Below are 18,271 nucleotides of genomic sequence, written 5' to 3'. Positions count from 1 at the left end.
AATGCACGCTGTGACCCGTCCGACCCTGCGTGAAGCTGTCGCCCGTCTAGCCCCCGGCACCGGGCTGCGCGACGGCCTGGAACGCATTTTGCGTGGCCGCACCGGCGCCCTGATCGTGCTCGGCCACGACGAGAGCGTCGAAGCCATCTGCGACGGCGGCTTCTCGCTCGACGTGCGCTACGCACCTACCCGGCTGCGCGAACTGTGCAAGATGGACGGCGCCGTCGTGCTCTCGACCGACGGCAGCCGCATCGTGCGGGCCAACGTCCAGCTGGTCCCGGACCCGTCGATACCCACCGACGAGTCGGGGACCCGGCACCGCTCGGCGGAACGGTCCGCGATCCAGACCGGCTACCCGGTGATCTCGGTCAGCCACTCGATGAACATCGTGACGGTGTACGTCGGCGGCGAACGCCACGTCCTGGCCGATTCCGCGACCATTTTGTCCCGGGCCAACCAGGCCATCGCAACCCTGGAACGGTACAAGACACGCCTGGACGAGGTCAGCCGGCAGCTCTCACGGGCCGAGATCGAAGATTTCGTGACACTGCGCGAAGTGATGACGGTGGTGCAGCGGCTCGAGCTGGTCCGCCGCATCGGCCTGGCCATCGACTCCGACGCTGTGGAGCTGGGCACCGACGGCCGCCAACTGCGCCTACAGCTGGAGGAACTGCTGGGCGGCAACGACACCGCCCGCGATTTGATCGTGCGCGACTACCACGCCAACCCCGAACCGCCGACCACGGCACAGATCGCCGCCACGCTCAACGAGCTGGACGCGCTGTCGGACACCGACCTGCTCGAACTCACCGCGCTGGCCAAGGTCTTCGGGTATCCGACGACCGCCGAGGCACAGGATTCGGCGCTGAGCCCGCGCGGCTACCGCGCCATGGACGGCATCCCCCGGCTGCAGTTCGCCCACGTCGACCTGCTGGTGCGGTCATTCGGAACGTTGCAGGGGCTGCTGGCGGCCAGCGCCAACGATTTGCAGTCCGTCGACGGCATCGGGGCGATGTGGGCCCGACACGTGCGCGAAGGACTCTCGCAACTGGCCGAGTCTACGATCGCGGATCACTGAGAAGTCAGTGATCCCCGGCGGCTATCCGCCCGACGGCGGCGCCTCGGGTTGCGGTGCCTGGGCGGGTCCCGGTGCGGGGGCAGGCCCGGGTGGTTGCGGTGGCTGGTTCAGCACGAACGGAACCGGTTGTGAGCGCAGATTTCCGAGCTGGACGACCAGGTTGTAGGTGCCGGGTCCGATGGCCGGTCGTGGCAGCGGGCAGTGCTGCGCGGACCCCATGCCGGTCCAGGTCACCGCGGTGGTCACCTGCTCGCCCGGGGTGAACGTCTTGACCAGGGTCTCGTTGGACGGCGCGCAGTCCAGGTTGGACCACAGCCGCTTGTTGTCCAGCGAGTACACGTAGGCGGCCAGCACGGCGGCTCCGACATCGCGTTTGCAGGACACCAGCCCGATGTTGGTGACCACCATCGTGAATTTCGGCTGGTCGCCGATGAAGTACTGCGGCGCGTTGGTCAGTCCTTTGACCGCCAGCGTCGAGTCCGGGCAGTCGTCACCCTCTTTGAGCACCGGTGGCGGCTGCACCGCACCCGTCGGCGTGGGCGACTCGGGGTTGATCGTTCCCGGCGGCGCGCCGGCCGGGGCCTGCGTCTGTCCGGCCGGCTGCGGCGACTGCGCCCCAGGCGCCTGGGGTGCGTCCGACCCCGGGTGTCCCTGAGCCGAGGTCGGCTTGTCAGCAGGCTTCGCTCCGGCGTTACTACTGACGAATGCGATGACGATGGCTACGGCGATCCCGACCGCGACGACCGCGATGCCCAGGGCAAGTCCCCTGCGCCGCCAGTAGATCTCGGTAGGTAGCGGGCCTCGTGGTTCCAGATCCAGCACATTTCCACGGTAGGGCCAGGTCACGCCGACTCGCTTGACCTGCCTCGGCGTGTCGCCGAGTTAGCTGGCCGATTGCCGTGTAGTGGCGGCCAGCGCATCGAGCGATCAGCTCTGCGGCTCGGCCCCGATGTCGCCCTCGTGATGCACCAGCACCGCCCGTCCCTCGGCCAGGCGATAGGTCACACCGGCTATTCCCACCGTGCCGGCCGCCACACGGTCCGAGATGACGGTCGAACGCTCCATCAGCTGCGCAGCCGTCTCACGTACATGGCGCGCCTCGAACTCGTCGACCCGGGACAGCCCGTCACGACGGCCCATCAGAATCGTCGTCACGACCCGCTCCACCAGATCCCGCACGAAACCGACCGGTATGTCACCGTCGTCGAGGGCGCTCAATGCGGCCTTGATCGCGCCACAACTGTCATGGCCGAGGATGACGACCAACGGCACTTCCAGAACTGCCACCGCGTACTCGATCGATCCCAGCACTGCCGCATCGATCGCCTGCCCAGCCGTACGGACCACGAACACGTCGCCCAAGCCCTGGTCGAAGATGAGCTCGGCGGCCACCCGACTATCCGAGCAACCGAAGATGACCGCGGTCGGCTTCTGGCCGGTCGCCAGGCTGGCGCGGTGATCGACGCTTTGGCTGGGGTGCAGAGGCTTACCGGCGACGAATCGCTCGTTACCCTCACAGAGTGCTTTCCATGCGGAGATCGGGTTGCTGTTGGGCATGTCTGACATTGTGCCGCACCGCCCGGTGATTGACTCCGCGTACATATCAGTCGCCAATCTTTTGAGCTGGTATGAGAAAACCCAGCGTGACCTGCCGTGGCGACAGCCCGACGTCAGCGCCTGGCAGATCCTGGTCAGCGAGTTCATGCTGCAGCAGACACCGGTGGCCCGGGTGCTGCCGATCTGGACCGAATGGGTGCAGCGCTGGCCCACCCCGTCGGCGACGGCCGCCGCCACCGCTGCGGACGTGCTGCGGGCGTGGGGCAAGTTGGGTTACCCGAGGCGGGCCAAGCGCCTGCACGAGTGTGCGGTTGTCATCGCACGCGACCACGGGGATGTGGTCCCCGACGACGTCGAGGTCCTATTGACGCTGCCGGGTGTCGGCAGCTACACCGCGCGGGCGGTGGCGTGCTTCGCTTATCGCCGGCGGGTGCCGGTGGTGGACACCAACGTGCGCCGGGTAGTGGCCCGCGCCGTGCACGGGCGCGCCGATGCGGGGACGCCGTCGGCCGTCCGTGACCACGCCGACGTGAGTGCATTGCTGCCCGATGACGAACGCGCGACCAGGTTTTCGGTGGCGCTGATGGAACTGGGCGCCCTGGTGTGCACGGCCCGCGCCCCGAAATGCGGGGTGTGCCCGCTCGACGACTGCAGGTGGCGACGGGCCGGCTTCCCGGCTGCGACCGGGCCGGCGCGGCGCGTGCAGAGCTACGCCGGGACCGATCGTCAGGTCCGGGGTCGGCTGATGGATGTGTTGCGCGACAACGACTCTCCAGTCACCCGCGCGCAGTTGGATCTCGCTTGGCAGAGCGACCCCGCGCAACGAGACCGGGCGCTGTATTCGTTACTGGACGACGGCCTGGTGACCCAGACCGCCGACGGCCGCTTCGCGTTGGCCGGCGAGGAGTGAGTTTTCAGGCCACACCGGTCACGAATGTTTCGACCGCACGCCGGTACACTTCCGGCGCCTCGTCGTGCACCAGGTGGCCGGCTGCGGGGACATTCACATACGTTGTCGGCACGTCACTTTCGTGCATCTTCCGCATCTGTCCCGGCGGGGTCACGGAGTTGCCGGCCTCGATCAGCAGGCTCGGCGCGCGCACCGCCCGCCACTGCGCCCAGTAGTCGCGCAGTCCCCACTGCGCGGCGATCTCGATCCACCGTGCCGTGTGACCGTGCAACCGCCAACCCGTCTCGGTGCGGTCGAACGCTTCCAGGAAGTACTGTCCGGCAACAGGACCGAATTCGGCGAATACCCGCTCCGCAGAGTCGAATTCGACCGGTAGGGCGTGCAACCACGGCTCCCAGGGACCGGTGGTACGCCCGACGAAGTCCGGTGCCATGTCTTCCACCACCAGCGCCGCGACCAACTCGGGGCGCTCGGCCGCCAGACACCACGAATGCAGGGCGCCCATCGAATGCCCGACGAGCGTGACCGGCACACCTAAACCGTGCACCGCGTCGCCGAGGTCGGCCACGAAACGTTCGGTGCTGATCGGCTGGGGATCGTCGACGTCACGACCGCGGTGCCAGGGCGCATCGTAGGTGTAGACCGCGCCCAGCCGGGTGAGCCACGGCAACTGGCGGGACCAGGTGGTCCCGCGGCCCATCAGGCCGTGCACCAGGACCAGTGGCCTGCCCTGTCCGCCGCGGTGGGTCAACAGATCGGTGGCCATGCCGGGCACGGTAACCTAACGGAATGCCAGTGGTGAAGATCAACGCAATCGAGGTGCCTGCCGACGCTGGTCCGGAGCTGGAGAAGCGGTTTGCTCATCGCGCCCACGCGGTGGAGAACTCGCCGGGTTTCCTCGGCTTTCAGCTGCTGCGTCCGGTCAAGGGTGAAGACCGCTACTTTGTCGTGACGCACTGGGAATCCGATGAAGCGTTCCAGGCGTGGGCCAGTGGGCCGGCCATCCAGGCCCACGCCGGGATGAACAAAAACCCGGTGGCCACCGGCGCTTCGCTGCTGGAATTCGAGGTCGTGCTCGACGTTGCAGGCAACGCGCCCGCCGAGTAACCGGCGCCGCGTCGCGGCGCTGGCCGCGACCGCCGCGCTGGTGGTGACGCTGACCCCCGGGTGCGCGTCGTCCCCGACGCCCTCGGCGAACGCGGCGAACCCGGGGCGCCGGATCGAAACCACCACTCCCCCAGGTCTGCGGGCCCAGCAGACGCTGGACATGCTCAACTCCGACTGGCCGATCGGACCGGTGGGCGTCGGTACCCTGGCCACCCCGGACAAGGTCGACTCGGTGCAAGCCACCATGGAAAGCCTCTGGTGGGACCGGCCGTTCGACCTCAACAGCGCGGACATCGGCGCCAACGTGGCCACCCTGCACCTGATCTCGTCCTACGGTGCGCGACAGGACATCCGGATACACACCGACGACACCGGCCAGGTCGACCGGTTCGATCTCGACACCCAACCACCCCCACCGATCACCGCGTGGCGTGATGTCGACGCCGTGCTGAGCAAGACCGGCGCCCGCTACTCCTACCAGGTGGCCAAGATCGACAACGGCCAATGTGCCCGGGTGGCCGGCGCCAACACCGAGACAGCGCTGCCGCTGGCGTCGATCTTCAAGCTGTACGTGCTGCATGCTCTCGCCACCGCGGTCACGCGCGGCACGGTGTCCTGGGAGGACCAGCTGACCGTGACCACCAAGAGCAAAGCCGTCGGGTCCTCCGGGCTGGAACTGGCCCCCGGTGATCACGTTTCGGTGCGCACGGCGGCGGAGAAGATGATCGCCAACAGCGACAACATGGCGACCGATCTGCTGATCGACAGGTTGGGCACCCACGCTGTCGAGGAAGCCCTGGCCACCGCCGGCCACCACGATCCGGCCAGCATGACGCCCTTCCCCACCATGTACGAGTTGTTCTCGGTCGGCTGGGGACAGCCCGATCTGCGGGAGCGATGGCAGCACGCCTCCCAGCAGGAGCGCGCCGCGCTGCTCGCGCAGGCGAATTCCACTGTCTATCAACCTGATCCGACTCGTGCGCACACTCCGGCCTCGGCGTTCGGCGCCGAATGGTACGGCACCGCTGAGGACATCTGCCGGGTGCATCTGGCGCTGCAGGCCGACGCGGTCGGTCCCGCCGCACCTGTGCGGAAGATCCTGTCCGCCGTTGCCGGCATCCAGCTGGACCGCAATGTGTGGCCGTACATCGGCGCGAAAGCCGGCGGCCTGCCCGGAGATCTGACGTTCAGCTGGTACGCCGTCGACAAGACCGGCCAACCCTGGGTGGTCAGCTTCCAGCTGAACTGGCCGCGCGATCACGGGCCGACGGTGACCAGCTGGATGCTCAAGGTCGCCAAGCAGGCCTTCGCGCTGATCGAACCGCGCTGACCCCGAGGACCTGGTCGCCGGCCGATAGTTTTACGAGCGGCGCCGGGCCAGCTGAGCAGCCGTCGTCAGACGACTCCTGCTACTGGGCCTCGTGCGCCCCGGCCTTGGCCAAGTCCGGCTCGGTCGGCTTACGCGCACCGGTGAAGGTGAACTTCGCTTCCTCGCCCGAACCTTCGCCGTCCCAGTTCTCGACGTCGACGGTGACGACCTGCCCCGGACCGACCTCCTCGAACAGGATCTTCTCCGAGAGCTGGTCCTCGATCTCGCGCTGGATGGTGCGCCGCAGCGGACGGGCACCCAGCACCGGGTCGAAGCCGCGCTTGGCCAGCAGTGCCTTGGCCTTGTCGGTGAGCTCCATCGACATGTCCTTGGTCTTGAGCTGCTTGCCGACCCGCTCGATCATCAGGTCGACCATCTGGATGATCTCTTCGCGAGTCAACTGGTGGAAGACGATGATGTCGTCGATGCGGTTCAGGAACTCCGGGCGGAAGTGCTTCTTCAGCTCGTCGTTGACCTTCTGCTTCATCCGCTCGTAGTTGTTGTCCCCGCCACTCTGGCTGAACCCGAGGCCGACCGGCTTGGAGATGTCGGAGGTGCCCAGGTTCGACGTGAAGATCAGCACGGTGTTCTTGAAGTCCACCGTGCGGCCCTGACCGTCGGTGAGTCGTCCGTCTTCGAGGACCTGCAACAGGCTGTTGTAGATCTCCTGGTGCGCCTTCTCGATCTCGTCGAACAGCACCACCGAGAACGGCTTGCGCCGCACCTTCTCGGTGAGCTGGCCACCCTCTTCATAGCCGACGTAGCCCGGAGGGGCACCGAACAGCCGCGACGCGGTGAAGCGGTCGTGGAACTCGCCCATGTCGATCTGGATGAGCGCGTCGTCGTCGCCGAACAGGAAGTTGGCCAGCGCCTTGGACAGCTCGGTCTTCCCGACCCCGGACGGGCCGGCGAAGATGAACGAACCCGACGGGCGCTTGGGGTCTTTCAGCCCGGCGCGGGTACGGCGGATGGCCTTGGAGACGGCCTTGACGGCATCCACTTGGCCGATGATCCGCTTGTGGATCTCGTCCTCCATGCGCAGCAACCGGGTGGTCTCGGCCTCGGTGAGCTTGAACACCGGGATACCGGTCCAGTTGCCCAGCACCTCGGCGATCTCGTTGTCGTCGACCTCGGCGACCACGTCCATGTCCCCGGAGCGCCACTGCTTTTCCCGCTCGGCGCGCTGGGCGACCAGTTGCTTCTCCCGGTCCCGCAGGCTGGCGGCCTTCTCGAAGTCCTGGGCGTCAATCGCCGACTCCTTCTCCCGGCGCGCGTCGGCGATCTTCTCGTCGAACTCGCGCAGGTCTGGCGGAGCGGTCATGCGCCGGATACGCATCCGGGCGCCGGCCTCGTCGATCAGGTCGATCGCCTTGTCCGGCAGGAAGCGGTCGTTGATGTAGCGGTCGGCCAGGGTGGCCGCAGCCACGATCGCGGAGTCGCTGATGGAGACCCGGTGGTGGGCCTCGTACCGGTCCCGAAGCCCCTTGAGGATCTCGATGGTGTGGGCCACCGTCGGCTCACCCACCTGCACCGGCTGGAAGCGGCGCTCCAGGGCGGCGTCCTTCTCGATGTACTTGCGGTACTCGTCGAGCGTGGTGGCGCCGATGGTCTGCAGCTCACCGCGGGCCAGCTTCGGCTTCAGGATGCTGGCCGCGTCGATCGCACCCTCGGCAGCACCGGCACCCACCAGCGTGTGCAGCTCGTCGATGAACAGGATGATGTCGCCGCGGGTGTTGATCTCCTTGAGCACCTTCTTCAGGCGTTCCTCGAAGTCACCGCGGTAGCGACTGCCGGCCACCAACGATCCCAGGTCCAGGGTGTAGAGCTGCTTGTCCTTCAGCGTCTCGGGAACCTCGCCGTGCACGATGGCCTGCGCCAGGCCCTCCACGACGGCGGTCTTGCCGACGCCGGGCTCGCCGATCAGCACCGGGTTGTTCTTGGTGCGGCGGCTCAGCACCTGCATGACCCGCTCGATTTCCTTTTCGCGGCCGATGACCGGGTCCAGCTTGCCTTCCATGGCGGCCGCGGTCAGGTTGCGACCGAACTGGTCGAGCACCAGCGACGTCGACGGGCTGCCGGATTCGCCGCCGCGACCACCGGTACCGGCCTCCGCGGCCTCTTTGCCCTGATAGCCGCTGAGCAGCTGAATGACCTGCTGACGCACCCGGGTCAGCTCGGCACCCAGCTTGACCAGGACCTGCGCCGCCACGCCCTCACCCTCGCGGATCAAGCCCAACAGAATGTGCTCGGTGCCGATGTAGTTGTGGCCGAGCTGCAGGGCCTCCCGCAGGCTCAGCTCGAGGACCTTCTTGGCGCGCGGGGTGAACGGGATGTGCCCGGACGGTGCCTGCTGACCCTGTCCGATGATCTCCTCGACCTGGCTGCGGACACCCTCCAGGGAGATTCCCAGCGATTCCAGCGACTTGGCCGCGACGCCTTCGCCCTCGTGAATGAGACCCAGCAGGATGTGCTCGGTGCCGATGTAGTTGTGGTTGAGCATCCTGGCTTCTTCTTGAGCCAGAACGACCACCCTGCGGGCACGGTCGGTAAAACGTTCAAACATCGGTTATTACCTGCTCTCCCTCACCATCGGTAGCTCCGTCGTGCAAAGACATCTGCCGGCACAGGGGCCGACTACCGCGTACCTGCCATCCACTCTAATGCTCGGCCCGTCAGGGCACTAACCTCACGGTGCGCAGCGACGCCGGAGCACAAGAGAATAACGGGGAAAAGCGACAATGCGTTTCCCATCTCCGGCGGTGATCGCTACGCCACAAGCGAAATGCAAAAAACCGGCGCCCAGGTTTAATACCTGGACGCCGGATCGCGCGTACTAGCAGTGCCGATCGGTCGCGACTACGTGGCCGCGTGGAAGGCGTCGATGACGTCGGCCGGGATGCGCCCCCGGGTCGAGACGTTGTGACCATTGCGACGCGCCCATTCCCGGATCGCGGCGCTCTGTTCGCGGTCGATGGCGCCGCGACCGCGCCCGGAACCCGAACGTCCGCGCCGCCGGCCGCCGACCCGACGTCCGGCCGCGACCCAACCCTTCAGGTCGTTACGCAGTTTCGCCGCATTTTTACTGGAAAGGTCGATCTCATAGGTCACCCCGTCAAGCCCGAATTCGACGGTTTCGTCGGCGGCGCCGGCACCGTCGAAATCATCGACCAAGGTGACGGTCACTTTTTTCGCCATTGGCTTACCCTCATGTTCTTCCTGTGCAGTTAGAGATGCAGTTCGGATAGACTCCCCGGTTCTCTAATCTGCCATAGGAAGTGGAAATACTCAATCCGACACAAGAGCAGTTCAGTTGGAGTGCGGCCGAACAATCGGGAACAAAACAGTCTCCCTAATTGACAGACCGGTCAAACACATCAACAACCGATCGATACCCATTCCGGTACCAGTGCACGGCGGCATACCAAACTCCAGAGCGGCCAGGAAATCCTCATCGAGAACCATAGCCTCGTCGTCACCGGCAGCTGCCGCGCGTGCTTGATCGGCAAATCTCTCGCGTTGCACTACCGGGTCATTCAATTCCGAGTAGCCGGTTGCCAGCTCGACTCCGTGCAGGTAGAGGTCCCACTTCTCGGTGACTCCGGCAATACTGCGGTGCTGGCGCGTCAAAGGCGTGGTCTCCACCGGGAAATCCCGGACAAATGTGGGCGCGGTCAAGCTCTTGCCCACTGCGTGCTCCCAGAGTTCTTCGACGAGTTTGCCGTGACCAAAGCCACGATCGTCCGGAATCTCGACATCTAGTCGGGCCGCGATCGCACGTAAGGTCTGCACCGAAGTCTGCGGTGTGATCTCTTCACCGAGCGCATCGGACAACGATAAATACATCTCCAGAGTTGCCCATTCTCCGTCGATGTTGTACACACTGCCATCCGGCATCGGAAGTTCTCTGGTTCCGATCGCCTCGTCGGCAACCTCTTGAATAAGCTCTCTGGTGACCAGTGCCGAATCGTCATAGGTGCCGTAGGTCTGGTAGGTCTCCAGCATAGAGAATTCCGGGGAATGCGTGGAATCGGTTCCCTCGTTTCGGAACACTCGATTTAGTTCGAAGACCTTGTCGAAACCACCGACGATGCAGCGCTTGAGGAACAGTTCCGGCGCGATCCGCAGGTACAGGTCGATGTCGAGGGCATTGGAATGGGTGACAAACGGTCGCGCCGCCGCACCACCGGCCAGCGTCTGCAGGATGGGCGTTTCGACTTCGAGGAATCCGCGCCGGTCCAGCGCGTTGCGCAGCGCCCGGATGACGGCGATCCGCTGCCTGGCCACGCTGCGCGCCTGCGGGCGCACGATCAGGTCGACGTAGCGTTGCCGTACCCGCGCCTCCTCGCTCATCTCTTTATGTGCAACGGGCAGCGGCCGCAGCGACTTGGCGGCCATCTGCCAGGAATCGGCGAGAACGGACAATTCGCCGCGACGTGAACTGATCACGGTGCCGTGCACATACACGATGTCGCCGAGGTCGACGTCGGCCTTCCACGCGTCCAGGGACTCCCGGCCGACTTTGTCCAGGCTGATCATCGCCTGCAACTGCGCGCCGTCGCCGTCCTGCAAAGTCGCGAAACACAGCTTGCCGGTGTTGCGCGCGAAGACCACCCGGCCGGCGACGCCGACGACGTCCTCGGTGGCGGTATCGGTCGGCAGATCGGGGTAGGCAGCCCGGATTTCGGCCAGCGTGTGCGTGCGCTCGATGGCCACCGGGTAGGGATCGTGGCCTTCAGCCAACAGGCGAGCGCGCTTGTCCCGGCGAATCCGAAACTGTTCGGGAAGGTCCGCGGCGGATTCTCGATCGGGGGCACTCACGACGTGCCAGCTTAAATGAACCCGCGGCGTGCGCCCCAATTGCGACTGTCAGCGCGCGGTCTTGAGCCGGCCGCGCTGGGCGTCCTGATTGCGCTCGAAGACCATCCGCAGGCCATCCAGGGTCAGGTGTTTGTCGTAGTGCTCGACGGTGTGCAGTTCCGGCAACAGCAGGGGTGCGGTATGTCCGGTGGCCACCACCGCGACGTCCTCACCGGCCGCGAAACCCTGCACATCGTCGCGGATGCGGCCGACCAGTCCGTCGACCAGGCCGGCGAAACCGAACACCGCGCCGGCCTGCATGCACTCGACGGTGTTCTTGCCCACCACGGACCGCGGCCGGGTCAGTTCGACCCGGCGCAGCGCCGCCGAGCGGGCCGCCGCGGCGTCCGAGGACACCTGCACGCCGGGCGCGATCGCGCCCCCGAGAAACTCCCCTTTGGCCGACACCACGTCCACGCAGATCGACGAGCCGAAGTCGACGACGATCGAGGCCTTGCCGAACTTGCTGAATGCCGCCAGGCAGTTGACGATCCGGTCGGCGCCGACCTCTTTGGGGTTGTCGACCAACAGCGGGATGCCGGTGCGGACGCCGGGCTCGATCAACACATGCGGCACCGACGGCCAGTACTGCTCGAGCATGATGCGCACCTCGTGCAGCACGGACGGAACGGTGGACAGCGCGGCGGCACCGGTCAGCCGCTCGGCATCCTCACCGATCAGGCCGTCGATGGTGAGCGCCAGCTCGTCGGCCGTGACCTCGGACTCGGTACGAATCCGCCACTGCTGCACCACTTTTGCGTGATCTTTGACCCCGGCCAGCAAGCCGACGACGGTGTGGGTGTTGCGGACATCGATCGCCAGCAGCACGGTTATCGCACGCCGATCCGCGGATCGAGTAGCTCATCCACGCCGTCGGGCACGAAGGCCGGGTCGTGGCCCAGGTCGATCTGCTTGTTCGCCGCGTCGACGAATACGATCCGCGGCTGGTAGGCGCGCGCCTCGGCATCCTCCATGGCTCCGTAGGCGATCAGGATCACCAGATCGCCCGGGTGGACGAGATGTGCTGCGGCACCGTTGATTCCGATTATCCCACTACCGCGTTCACCGGTGATCGCGTAGGTCACCAGCCGGGCGCCGTTGTCGATGTCGACGATGGTGACCTGTTCACCTTCGAGCAGGTCGGCGGCATCCATCAGATCTGCGTCGATGGTCACCGATCCGACGTAGTGCAAGTCGGCCTGGGTAACGGTGGCGCGGTGGATCTTCGACTTCAGCATCGTCCGTAACATCAGTTCCTCCAGTGTGATTCGTCCGACCCAGCGGTGTCGGCGACATTTCCGATTTGAATTGCAACGTTGTCCAGCAGGCGGGTGGCGCCCAGCCGCGCCGCGATCAGCAGCCGGCCGGATCCGCCGGTGGGTACCGGGCCCAGCTCGGTGTCGCGCAGTTGCAGGTAGTCGACCTGCAGGCCGGATGTCGCGTCCAGCACCGCCTGTGCCGCGTCCAGCGCGGCCTGCGCACCGAACGTCGCGGCGTGTGCCCCGGCCGTCAGGGCCGACGAAAGTGCCACCGCGAGTTCACGTTGCGCCGGGTCGAGGTAGCGGTTGCGCGACGACATCGCCAGCCCGTCGGATTCGCGCACCGTGGGCACTCCGACCACCCGCACATCGAGATTCAGGTCGGCGACCATCTGCCGGACCAGGACCAGCTGTTGATAGTCCTTCTCGCCGAAGAAAATCCGATCGGGACGCACGATCTGCAGCAGTTTCACCACGACGGTCAGCATCCCAGCGAAATGCGTTGGGCGCGAGGCGCCCTCGAGCTCGGCGGCGAGCGGACCGGGCTGCACGGTAGTGCGCATGCCGTCGGGGTACATGGCCCCGGCGGTCGGTGCGAACACGATCTCGACGCCTTCCTCCCGCAACATCGCGATGTCCTGGTCGAGGGTGCGCGGGTAGGCGTCGAGGTCTTCGTTGGCACCGAACTGCAACGGGTTGACGAAAATCGACACCACCACCACCGAGCCCGGCACCCGCTTGGCGGCGCGTACCAGCGTCAGGTGGCCGTCATGCAGGGCGCCCATGGTGGGCACCAACATGACTCGACGGCCGGTATGCCGCAGCGCCCGGGTAACCTCGGAAACCTCGCGCGGGACGGCGTACACGTTCAGCCGGCCGCGGTCGAACGTCGGCGCCTTGCCGGCGGTCATCGCGCCAGCACCTCGACGACGTCGGTGGGGGCATGGGCACGCTGCGCGGTGCGCAGCGCATTCACCCGGTACGCCTGGGCGAGGTGCGGATCAGCGCCTTCCAGCGCGCGCAGATGCCCGGCGACGGCGGCGGCGTCCCCGCGGGCGACCGGCCCGGTGAGTGCGGCCTGTCCGCGTTGCAGGGTGTTTTCCAGGGCCGCGCGGGCCAACGGTCCGACGATGCGCTCGGCGATGCCACCCGGCTGGTTCTCCACGGGCTGCTGCCCCAGCAGTTCGCCGCCGCGGATCGCGGTCCGCAGCGCCTCCAGCGCGTCGGCCAGCACCGTGACCAGGTGGTTGGAGGCGTGGGCCAGCGCGGCGTGATAGAGAACACGGGCGTCCTCGCGCACACTGAACGGCTCGCCACCCATTTCCAGCACCAGCGACTGCCCGATGGCGTAGCCGACGTCGTCGGCCGCGGTGATGCCGAAGCAGGTGTCGGCCAACCGGGCGATGTCCTCATCGGCGCCGGTGAAGGTCATCGCCGGATGAATCGCCAGCGGAATGCAGCCCTGCTCGCTCAGCGGGGACAGGACCGCGACGCCGTTGGCGCCGGAGGTGTGCGCCACGATGGTCCCGGGCCGCACCGCCGAGGTGGCCGCCAGGCCGGACACCAGGCCGGGCAGTTCGCTGTCGGTGACCGCCAGCACCAGTAGCTCAGCGGCGGCTGCGACGTCCGGCGGCGGCAGGACCGGGGTGTCGGGCAGCCGACGCTGTGCCCGGAGCAACGATGCGCGGGAGATGGCGCTGCACGCGACCACGACGTGATCGGCGCGCTCCAGCGCGACTCCCAGTGCGGTGCCCACCCGGCCGGCGGAGATGATCCCCACCTTGAGCCTGGCCGGGCGCAAACCGTCGAACTGCACCATCGCAGACGACCTCACAGATGTCTTTGTTCGTTCCAGTCCCGCAATTCGGGTACCGGACGGTCACCAAGACTCTAGTCGATCCGCCGGACGCAGCACAGCGTGTCAGCCGTCACGCCGCCGCCGGCGCCCACCGCCCGGCTGGACCTGGAGCCGCGCCATCAGGTCTGCGACCGTCTGCCCACCCGCCGGCTCCTCCGGGACATCGGACGCGTCGGCGTCGGCGCTGCGATGCCTGGATGCCGGGGGGGCGGGCGCCAACCGCGGGGACGCAGGCTCGGCCGGCGCGACGGACTCGTCCGGTCCGGAATCCTCGGTCCGGGCGAAGCTGCCGACCCCGTGGTCCCGGTACTCCGCGGAGTGCCGCGACCGGGACCGACGACCGCCGTACTGGGACGGTGCCTCGCCGTGAGCGCCGGCGGGCTCGTCCTCGGCATCCCGGTAGCGCCTTCTGCGGCCCGATTGTCCGGGCGGGGCCGGGTCGGAGGGTGCCCACCGACTGCCGGGTGTCCCGGGTGGCAGCCACTGCCCTTCGGCGGCGACGGCCTGCCATTCGGCCGGACGCTCCGGCCGCGGCTCCGGCAGCAAAGGTGCAGGTGGCGGCGTCTGCGGCTGCGGCCACGCCGCCGGCGGCTGCGGCCACGCCGGCTGTTGCGGAGCCTGTGGCGGCGGGCGGTGGCGTGGTTCGGCGGGCGTTTCCGGGGGTGCCGGGGCTGCGAACTGCGGCACCGGCGCGGGTTGCTCGCGCACCGGCGCGGGCGGGCGGGGCGGCAGCAGCGGTTCCTCCGGTACATCGATGATGGCGGTGTCGTCGCTGCGCACGATCCGGTCGTCCCGCCGCACCGCCGTCACCCGATCACTGGTCACCCAGTCCGCGGGGGGGATTTCGCCGTTCTGGGCGGGGGCCCGGTCCGTCAACGCACGGGTGCCGTCCCTGCCCAGGGTCTCCAGCGCCGGCCGCTGTTCGAGATCGGTGTCGAACAGAATCTCCAGGTTGGTGCGCAACGAGGCCAGTTCGGCCCGCAGCGCCGCAATCTCGTCGGCGGCCTGCGCATGTATCTCCGCGGCCAGCTCCCGGCGCAACTGGGATTCCACCGTCAGTTCGTACTCACGACGAGCGGAGATCTCGCGATCCAACTGCAGGTCGTAAACCAGCTTCATGTCGCGGGCGCGTGCCTGGTCGGCCTCGGCCTGCCGGCGATACAGCACCGACACGAACGCACCGGCGACGGCGGCCCACAGCGCCAGGATCACAGCGAGCTTGAGCAGTTCCACGCGATCGGTGAAAACCAGCGCGGAACTGGCCCCGATAGCCAGGACCAGCAACGCCGTCAAGAGCACCCAACCCGGCCTGCGGCCGCCGCGCCGGACTCGGGCGCCGCGGGACAGAACGGTCATGGCCAGAAACTGTACCCGGGCGAGGTCAGTCAGCGTGTCGTGCCGGTCCGGCGATTCTCCGGCCGAGCCGACTTTCGTCAGGTTTCGACGCCCTCGCCGTGCTCGGTCGGATCCGGCGGGGACTTGCAGCAATGCTGTAGCCAGAGCGCCGCGACGATCAGGGCCAACGCGCTCACGGCGGCTACCACCGCGCCGGAGGTGTCGGCTGCGGCCGCCCGCAGCCACGACCGCCGCGGCAGGAAATACACCAGCACGCCCAACCACCACCCCAGCACCAGCGCGCCCATCCACGCTGAGGCCTTGGCCACCACCAGGCTGCGCGCCACCGCCAGCGGGTGCAGCCAGCCTGGCGCGTCGCCGATCTCCCCGTCGTCGATCTTGGTGCGCACGTAGCGCCCCCACCGCCACTCGGCGAACGCGACCACCAGCAGCGAGATCCCCGTCCAGATCGTGATCGGCGGAAACCACCGGTAGAGCACCGTGATCAGCAGGTAGCCGACCACCGCCGCCCCGATCACCACCACGGTGAGGTCGCGCTTGCGGGTCGGGCCCATCAACGCTCCAGCTTCAGCGACGTCGGCCGCACGCCGGCCCGGTCGGCGGGCCGTAGTGCGCCGATCATCTCCGCGACGGGGCGCGAACTCCCGTCGAGCCCCAACTCGGCGCCGGGATCGACCTCCAGCCACGGAACCAGGACGAAGGCCCGCAGGTGGGCCCGCGGATGGGGCAGCGTCAACTCGCTGCTGCGGCAGACGACTTCGCCGCCGGCATCGTGACAGGCCACCAGGTCCACGTCGAGCGTTCGCGGACCCCACCGTTGTTCGCGGATACGCTGCGCCGCCTGCTCGAGTTCGTGGGCGCAGCTCAGCCAGTCGGTCGCGGTGCGGGCCGGATCGTCGGCGACCAGCACGGCGTTGAGGAACGGGTCCTGCGGCACACCACCCCACGGGTCGGTCTCGTAGACACCGGATACCGCGGTGACCGCGTCGCCGAGTCCGTCGACCACCGATTGCAACGCGGCCACCCGGTCACCGACGTTGGAGCCGATGGACAGCACGACGCGACTCATCGGCGCGTCATACCGCTCGGTCCGCCGGGATCACCGAACCCCGACCGCCGCGACGCGACCGTCGGGTCACCACCGCGACGTCGTCGAACTGCTGCGCAATGGGAGCCTGCGGTTTGTGCACCGTCACCTCGACGGCGTGCACCCGCTCGTCCTTGATGACGTCGTCGGCGATCTCGGCTCCGACCGTTTCGATCAGGTTCCGCGGCGTGCCCCCGATCACGTCGGCAGCCAACTGGGCCAGCACGCTGTAGTCGTAGGTGTCGGCCAGGTCGTCGCCAGCGGCGGCCTGCGCCAGGTCGATCCACACGGTGATGTCGACGACGAATTCCTGCCCATCGCGCCGCTCGTGTTCGAACACACCGTGCCGGCCGCGAATCCGCAAGCCGCGCAACTCGATTCGATCAGCCATCGGGCCCGGTCCCGTTCCCGCCCTGCCAGGCACGGACCACCCGCAGGGCGTCGACCGAGGCGCGCACATCGTGCACCCGAACACCCCACGCCCCGTGCAGGGCGGCCAGCGCCGAGATCACCGCGGTCGCCGTCTCACGCCCGTCCGGCGGACGGGGCGTTCCGTCCGGCCCGGCCAGCAACGTCCCGAGAAAGCGCTTGCGCGAGGCGCCCACCAGCACCGGCAGCCCGGTGGCGACCAACTCGGACAAGCCGTGCAACAACGCCCAATTGTGTTGACCGGTCTTGGCGAATCCCAGACCGGGATCGATCACCAAATTGGCCGGATCGATGCCGGCGGCCACGGCGTCGTCGACACTGGCCAGTAGATCCGCGCGCACGTCGGCAACCACATCGGCGTAGTCGGGGACCCGGTGCGGGTGGTCCGCCGACACCGGCCGCCAGTGCATCAAGACCCACGGCACCTGCGCTTCGGCCAGCAGCGGGGCCATCGCCGGGTCGGCCCGCCCTCCCGATACGTCGTTGACGAGCTGTGCGCCGTTCTCCAGCGCGGCCCGCGCCACGCACGCGTGCATAGTGTCGATACTGACTGTAATACCTTGTGCAGCAAGCTTTTTGACTACTGGTACCACGCGAATCGACTCGACCTCAGGGTCCACCCGCGCCGCGCCGGGCCGGGTCGACTCGCCCCCGACGTCGACGATCTGCGCACCGTCGGCGGCCAGCGCCAGGCCATGCTCGACGGCACCACCGGCGTCCAGGTAACGCCCGCCGTCGGAGAACGAGTCGTCGGTGACGTTGAGCACTCCCATCACCTGCACGGGCGCCGGACTCACTTGCGCAGGATGAGATCGAGCGCTTCGGCCCGAGAAGCGGCGTCGGTCTTGAACTGACCCCGCACCGCCGACGTCGTGGTGGTCGATCCGGGCTTGCGCACCCCGCGCATTGCCATGCACAGATGCTCGGCCTCGATCACCACGATCACCCCCCGTGGATTCAGCTTGTGCACCAGCGCGTCGGCGATCTGACTGGTGAGCCGTTCCTGGACCTGCGGGCGCTTGGCGTAGAGGTCGACCAGGCGGGCGATCTTGGACAAGCCGGTGACTCTGCCGTCCACCCCGGGGATGTAGCCGACGTGGGCCACCCCGTGAAAGGACACCAGGTGGTGTTCGCAGGTGGAGTACATCGGGATCTCTTTGACGATGACCAGTTCGTCGTGGTCCTCGTCGAACATCGCGGTCAGCACCGAGGCCGGATCGGTGTAGAGGCCGGCGAATATCTCCCGATAGGCCCGGACAACGCGAGCAGGGGTGTCCCGCAAGCCATTTCGGTCTGGGTCCTCACCGATCGCAACGAGCAGTTCGCGAACCGCGGCCTCGGCGCGGGCCTGGTCGAATTCCCGCACCCGGGTACTCCTGGAATCCAGCTGCGTCATTGAAGCCT

Annotated in this window: 20 protein-coding genes; 4 read left to right on the top strand and 16 right to left on the bottom strand. The window is 67.5% G+C overall.

Annotated elements, in window-relative coordinates; translation table 11 throughout:
- The first annotated feature begins 1 nt into the window (after nucleotide 1).
- The gene (gene disA, locus AC5Y5Z_RS13600; protein ID WP_499925559.1) at nucleotides 2-1,078 is read left to right on the top strand and encodes a DNA integrity scanning diadenylate cyclase DisA; all 1,077 of its coding nucleotides are present in this window, start codon (nucleotides 2-4) and stop codon (nucleotides 1,076-1,078) included.
- Nucleotides 1,079-1,099: 21 nt separating this feature from the next.
- On the opposite strand, the gene AC5Y5Z_RS13595 is transcribed toward disA, so the two are convergent.
- Together AC5Y5Z_RS13595 and AC5Y5Z_RS13590 are read right to left on the bottom strand one after the other, a co-directional pair.
- Nucleotides 1,100-1,900, bottom strand: coding sequence for a hypothetical protein (locus AC5Y5Z_RS13595; RefSeq protein ID WP_499925558.1), 801 nt, complete (start codon nucleotides 1,898-1,900; stop codon nucleotides 1,100-1,102).
- A 105-nt stretch (nucleotides 1,901-2,005) separates the two neighbouring features.
- Nucleotides 2,006-2,635, bottom strand: a complete 630-nt coding sequence (locus AC5Y5Z_RS13590; RefSeq protein WP_463828560.1) for a carbonic anhydrase — start codon at nucleotides 2,633-2,635, stop codon at nucleotides 2,006-2,008.
- Between AC5Y5Z_RS13590 and AC5Y5Z_RS13585 the strand changes: the two genes are divergently transcribed.
- Nucleotides 2,634-3,545: an iron-sulfur binding domain-containing protein gene (locus AC5Y5Z_RS13585; protein ID WP_499925557.1), complete on the top strand. Its 912-nt coding sequence runs from the start codon at nucleotides 2,634-2,636 to the stop codon at nucleotides 3,543-3,545. The two genes, AC5Y5Z_RS13590 and AC5Y5Z_RS13585, sit on opposite strands and share 2 nt — an antisense overlap.
- A gap of 4 nt (nucleotides 3,546-3,549) precedes the next feature.
- Here the strand turns inward: AC5Y5Z_RS13585 and AC5Y5Z_RS13580 are convergent, their stop codons facing one another.
- Nucleotides 3,550-4,311, bottom strand: coding sequence for an alpha/beta fold hydrolase (locus AC5Y5Z_RS13580; RefSeq protein WP_499925555.1), 762 nt, complete (start codon nucleotides 4,309-4,311; stop codon nucleotides 3,550-3,552).
- A 23-nt stretch (nucleotides 4,312-4,334) separates the two neighbouring features.
- On the opposite strand from AC5Y5Z_RS13580, the gene mhuD reads away from it, so the two are divergent.
- Nucleotides 4,335-4,652 (top strand): mycobilin-forming heme oxygenase MhuD, encoded by a 318-nt coding sequence (mhuD, locus tag AC5Y5Z_RS13575; protein ID WP_463828557.1) that lies wholly within the window; start codon nucleotides 4,335-4,337, stop codon nucleotides 4,650-4,652.
- Nucleotides 4,627-5,982, top strand: coding sequence for a serine hydrolase (locus tag AC5Y5Z_RS13570; RefSeq protein WP_499925554.1), 1,356 nt, complete (start codon nucleotides 4,627-4,629; stop codon nucleotides 5,980-5,982). Before mhuD ends, AC5Y5Z_RS13570 begins: the two co-directional genes overlap by 26 nt.
- A 79-nt stretch (nucleotides 5,983-6,061) precedes the next feature.
- Here AC5Y5Z_RS13570 and clpC1 read toward each other — a convergent pair whose 3' ends face one another.
- From clpC1 to folE, 13 genes are all read right to left on the bottom strand, one after another.
- Nucleotides 6,062-8,584, bottom strand: a complete 2,523-nt coding sequence (clpC1, locus tag AC5Y5Z_RS13565) for an ATP-dependent protease ATP-binding subunit ClpC (RefSeq protein WP_463828555.1) — start codon at nucleotides 8,582-8,584, stop codon at nucleotides 6,062-6,064.
- Between the two features lie 293 nt (nucleotides 8,585-8,877).
- A complete protein-coding gene (lsr2, locus tag AC5Y5Z_RS13560; protein ID WP_236978550.1) occupies nucleotides 8,878-9,216 on the bottom strand; it encodes a histone-like nucleoid-structuring protein Lsr2 in 339 nt (112 codons plus the stop codon).
- A 111-nt stretch (nucleotides 9,217-9,327) separates the two neighbouring features.
- The gene (lysS, locus tag AC5Y5Z_RS13555) at nucleotides 9,328-10,839 is read right to left on the bottom strand and encodes a lysine--tRNA ligase (RefSeq protein ID WP_473139854.1); all 1,512 of its coding nucleotides are present in this window, start codon (nucleotides 10,837-10,839) and stop codon (nucleotides 9,328-9,330) included.
- 48 nt (nucleotides 10,840-10,887) lie between these two features.
- Nucleotides 10,888-11,706 (bottom strand): type III pantothenate kinase, encoded by an 819-nt coding sequence (locus AC5Y5Z_RS13550; RefSeq protein ID WP_463828553.1) that lies wholly within the window; start codon nucleotides 11,704-11,706, stop codon nucleotides 10,888-10,890.
- A 2-nt stretch (nucleotides 11,707-11,708) separates the two neighbouring features.
- Nucleotides 11,709-12,128 (bottom strand): aspartate 1-decarboxylase, encoded by a 420-nt coding sequence (gene panD, locus AC5Y5Z_RS13545; RefSeq protein WP_463828552.1) that lies wholly within the window; start codon nucleotides 12,126-12,128, stop codon nucleotides 11,709-11,711.
- Complete coding sequence (panC, locus tag AC5Y5Z_RS13540; protein WP_499925552.1) at nucleotides 12,128-13,048, bottom strand: pantoate--beta-alanine ligase; 921 nt, start codon at nucleotides 13,046-13,048, stop codon at nucleotides 12,128-12,130. The genes panD and panC overlap by 1 nt, the downstream gene beginning before the upstream one ends.
- Complete coding sequence (locus AC5Y5Z_RS13535; protein WP_463828550.1) at nucleotides 13,045-13,956, bottom strand: Rossmann-like and DUF2520 domain-containing protein; 912 nt, start codon at nucleotides 13,954-13,956, stop codon at nucleotides 13,045-13,047. The genes panC and AC5Y5Z_RS13535 overlap by 4 nt, the downstream gene beginning before the upstream one ends.
- Nucleotides 13,957-14,058: 102 nt before the next feature.
- Nucleotides 14,059-15,351: a DUF6779 domain-containing protein gene (locus AC5Y5Z_RS13530; protein ID WP_499925550.1), complete on the bottom strand. Its 1,293-nt coding sequence runs from the start codon at nucleotides 15,349-15,351 to the stop codon at nucleotides 14,059-14,061.
- 77 nt (nucleotides 15,352-15,428) lie between these two features.
- A complete protein-coding gene (locus tag AC5Y5Z_RS13525) occupies nucleotides 15,429-15,905 on the bottom strand; it encodes a DUF3180 domain-containing protein (RefSeq protein ID WP_463828548.1) in 477 nt (158 codons plus the stop codon).
- Nucleotides 15,905-16,420 carry a 2-amino-4-hydroxy-6-hydroxymethyldihydropteridine diphosphokinase gene (gene folK, locus AC5Y5Z_RS13520; protein ID WP_499925548.1) on the bottom strand — a complete coding sequence of 172 codons (516 nt, stop codon included), beginning with the start codon at nucleotides 16,418-16,420 and terminating at the stop codon, nucleotides 15,905-15,907. Before folK ends, AC5Y5Z_RS13525 begins: the two co-directional genes overlap by 1 nt.
- Before the next feature lie 7 nt (nucleotides 16,421-16,427).
- On the bottom strand, nucleotides 16,428-16,829 hold the full coding sequence (folB, locus tag AC5Y5Z_RS13515; RefSeq protein WP_473139859.1) for a dihydroneopterin aldolase: 402 nt from the start codon (nucleotides 16,827-16,829) through the stop codon (nucleotides 16,428-16,430).
- A complete protein-coding gene (gene folP / locus AC5Y5Z_RS13510; protein WP_499925547.1) occupies nucleotides 16,822-17,664 on the bottom strand; it encodes a dihydropteroate synthase in 843 nt (280 codons plus the stop codon). The genes folB and folP overlap by 8 nt, the downstream gene beginning before the upstream one ends.
- A complete protein-coding gene (gene folE, locus AC5Y5Z_RS13505) occupies nucleotides 17,661-18,263 on the bottom strand; it encodes a GTP cyclohydrolase I FolE (RefSeq protein ID WP_463828544.1) in 603 nt (200 codons plus the stop codon). Before folE ends, folP begins: the two co-directional genes overlap by 4 nt.
- Nucleotides 18,264-18,271: the final 8 nt, after the last annotated feature.

Source organism: Mycobacterium sp. NGS29 (genome assembly GCF_059812965.1).
This window is presented reverse-complemented; position numbering and strand designations above follow the sequence as displayed.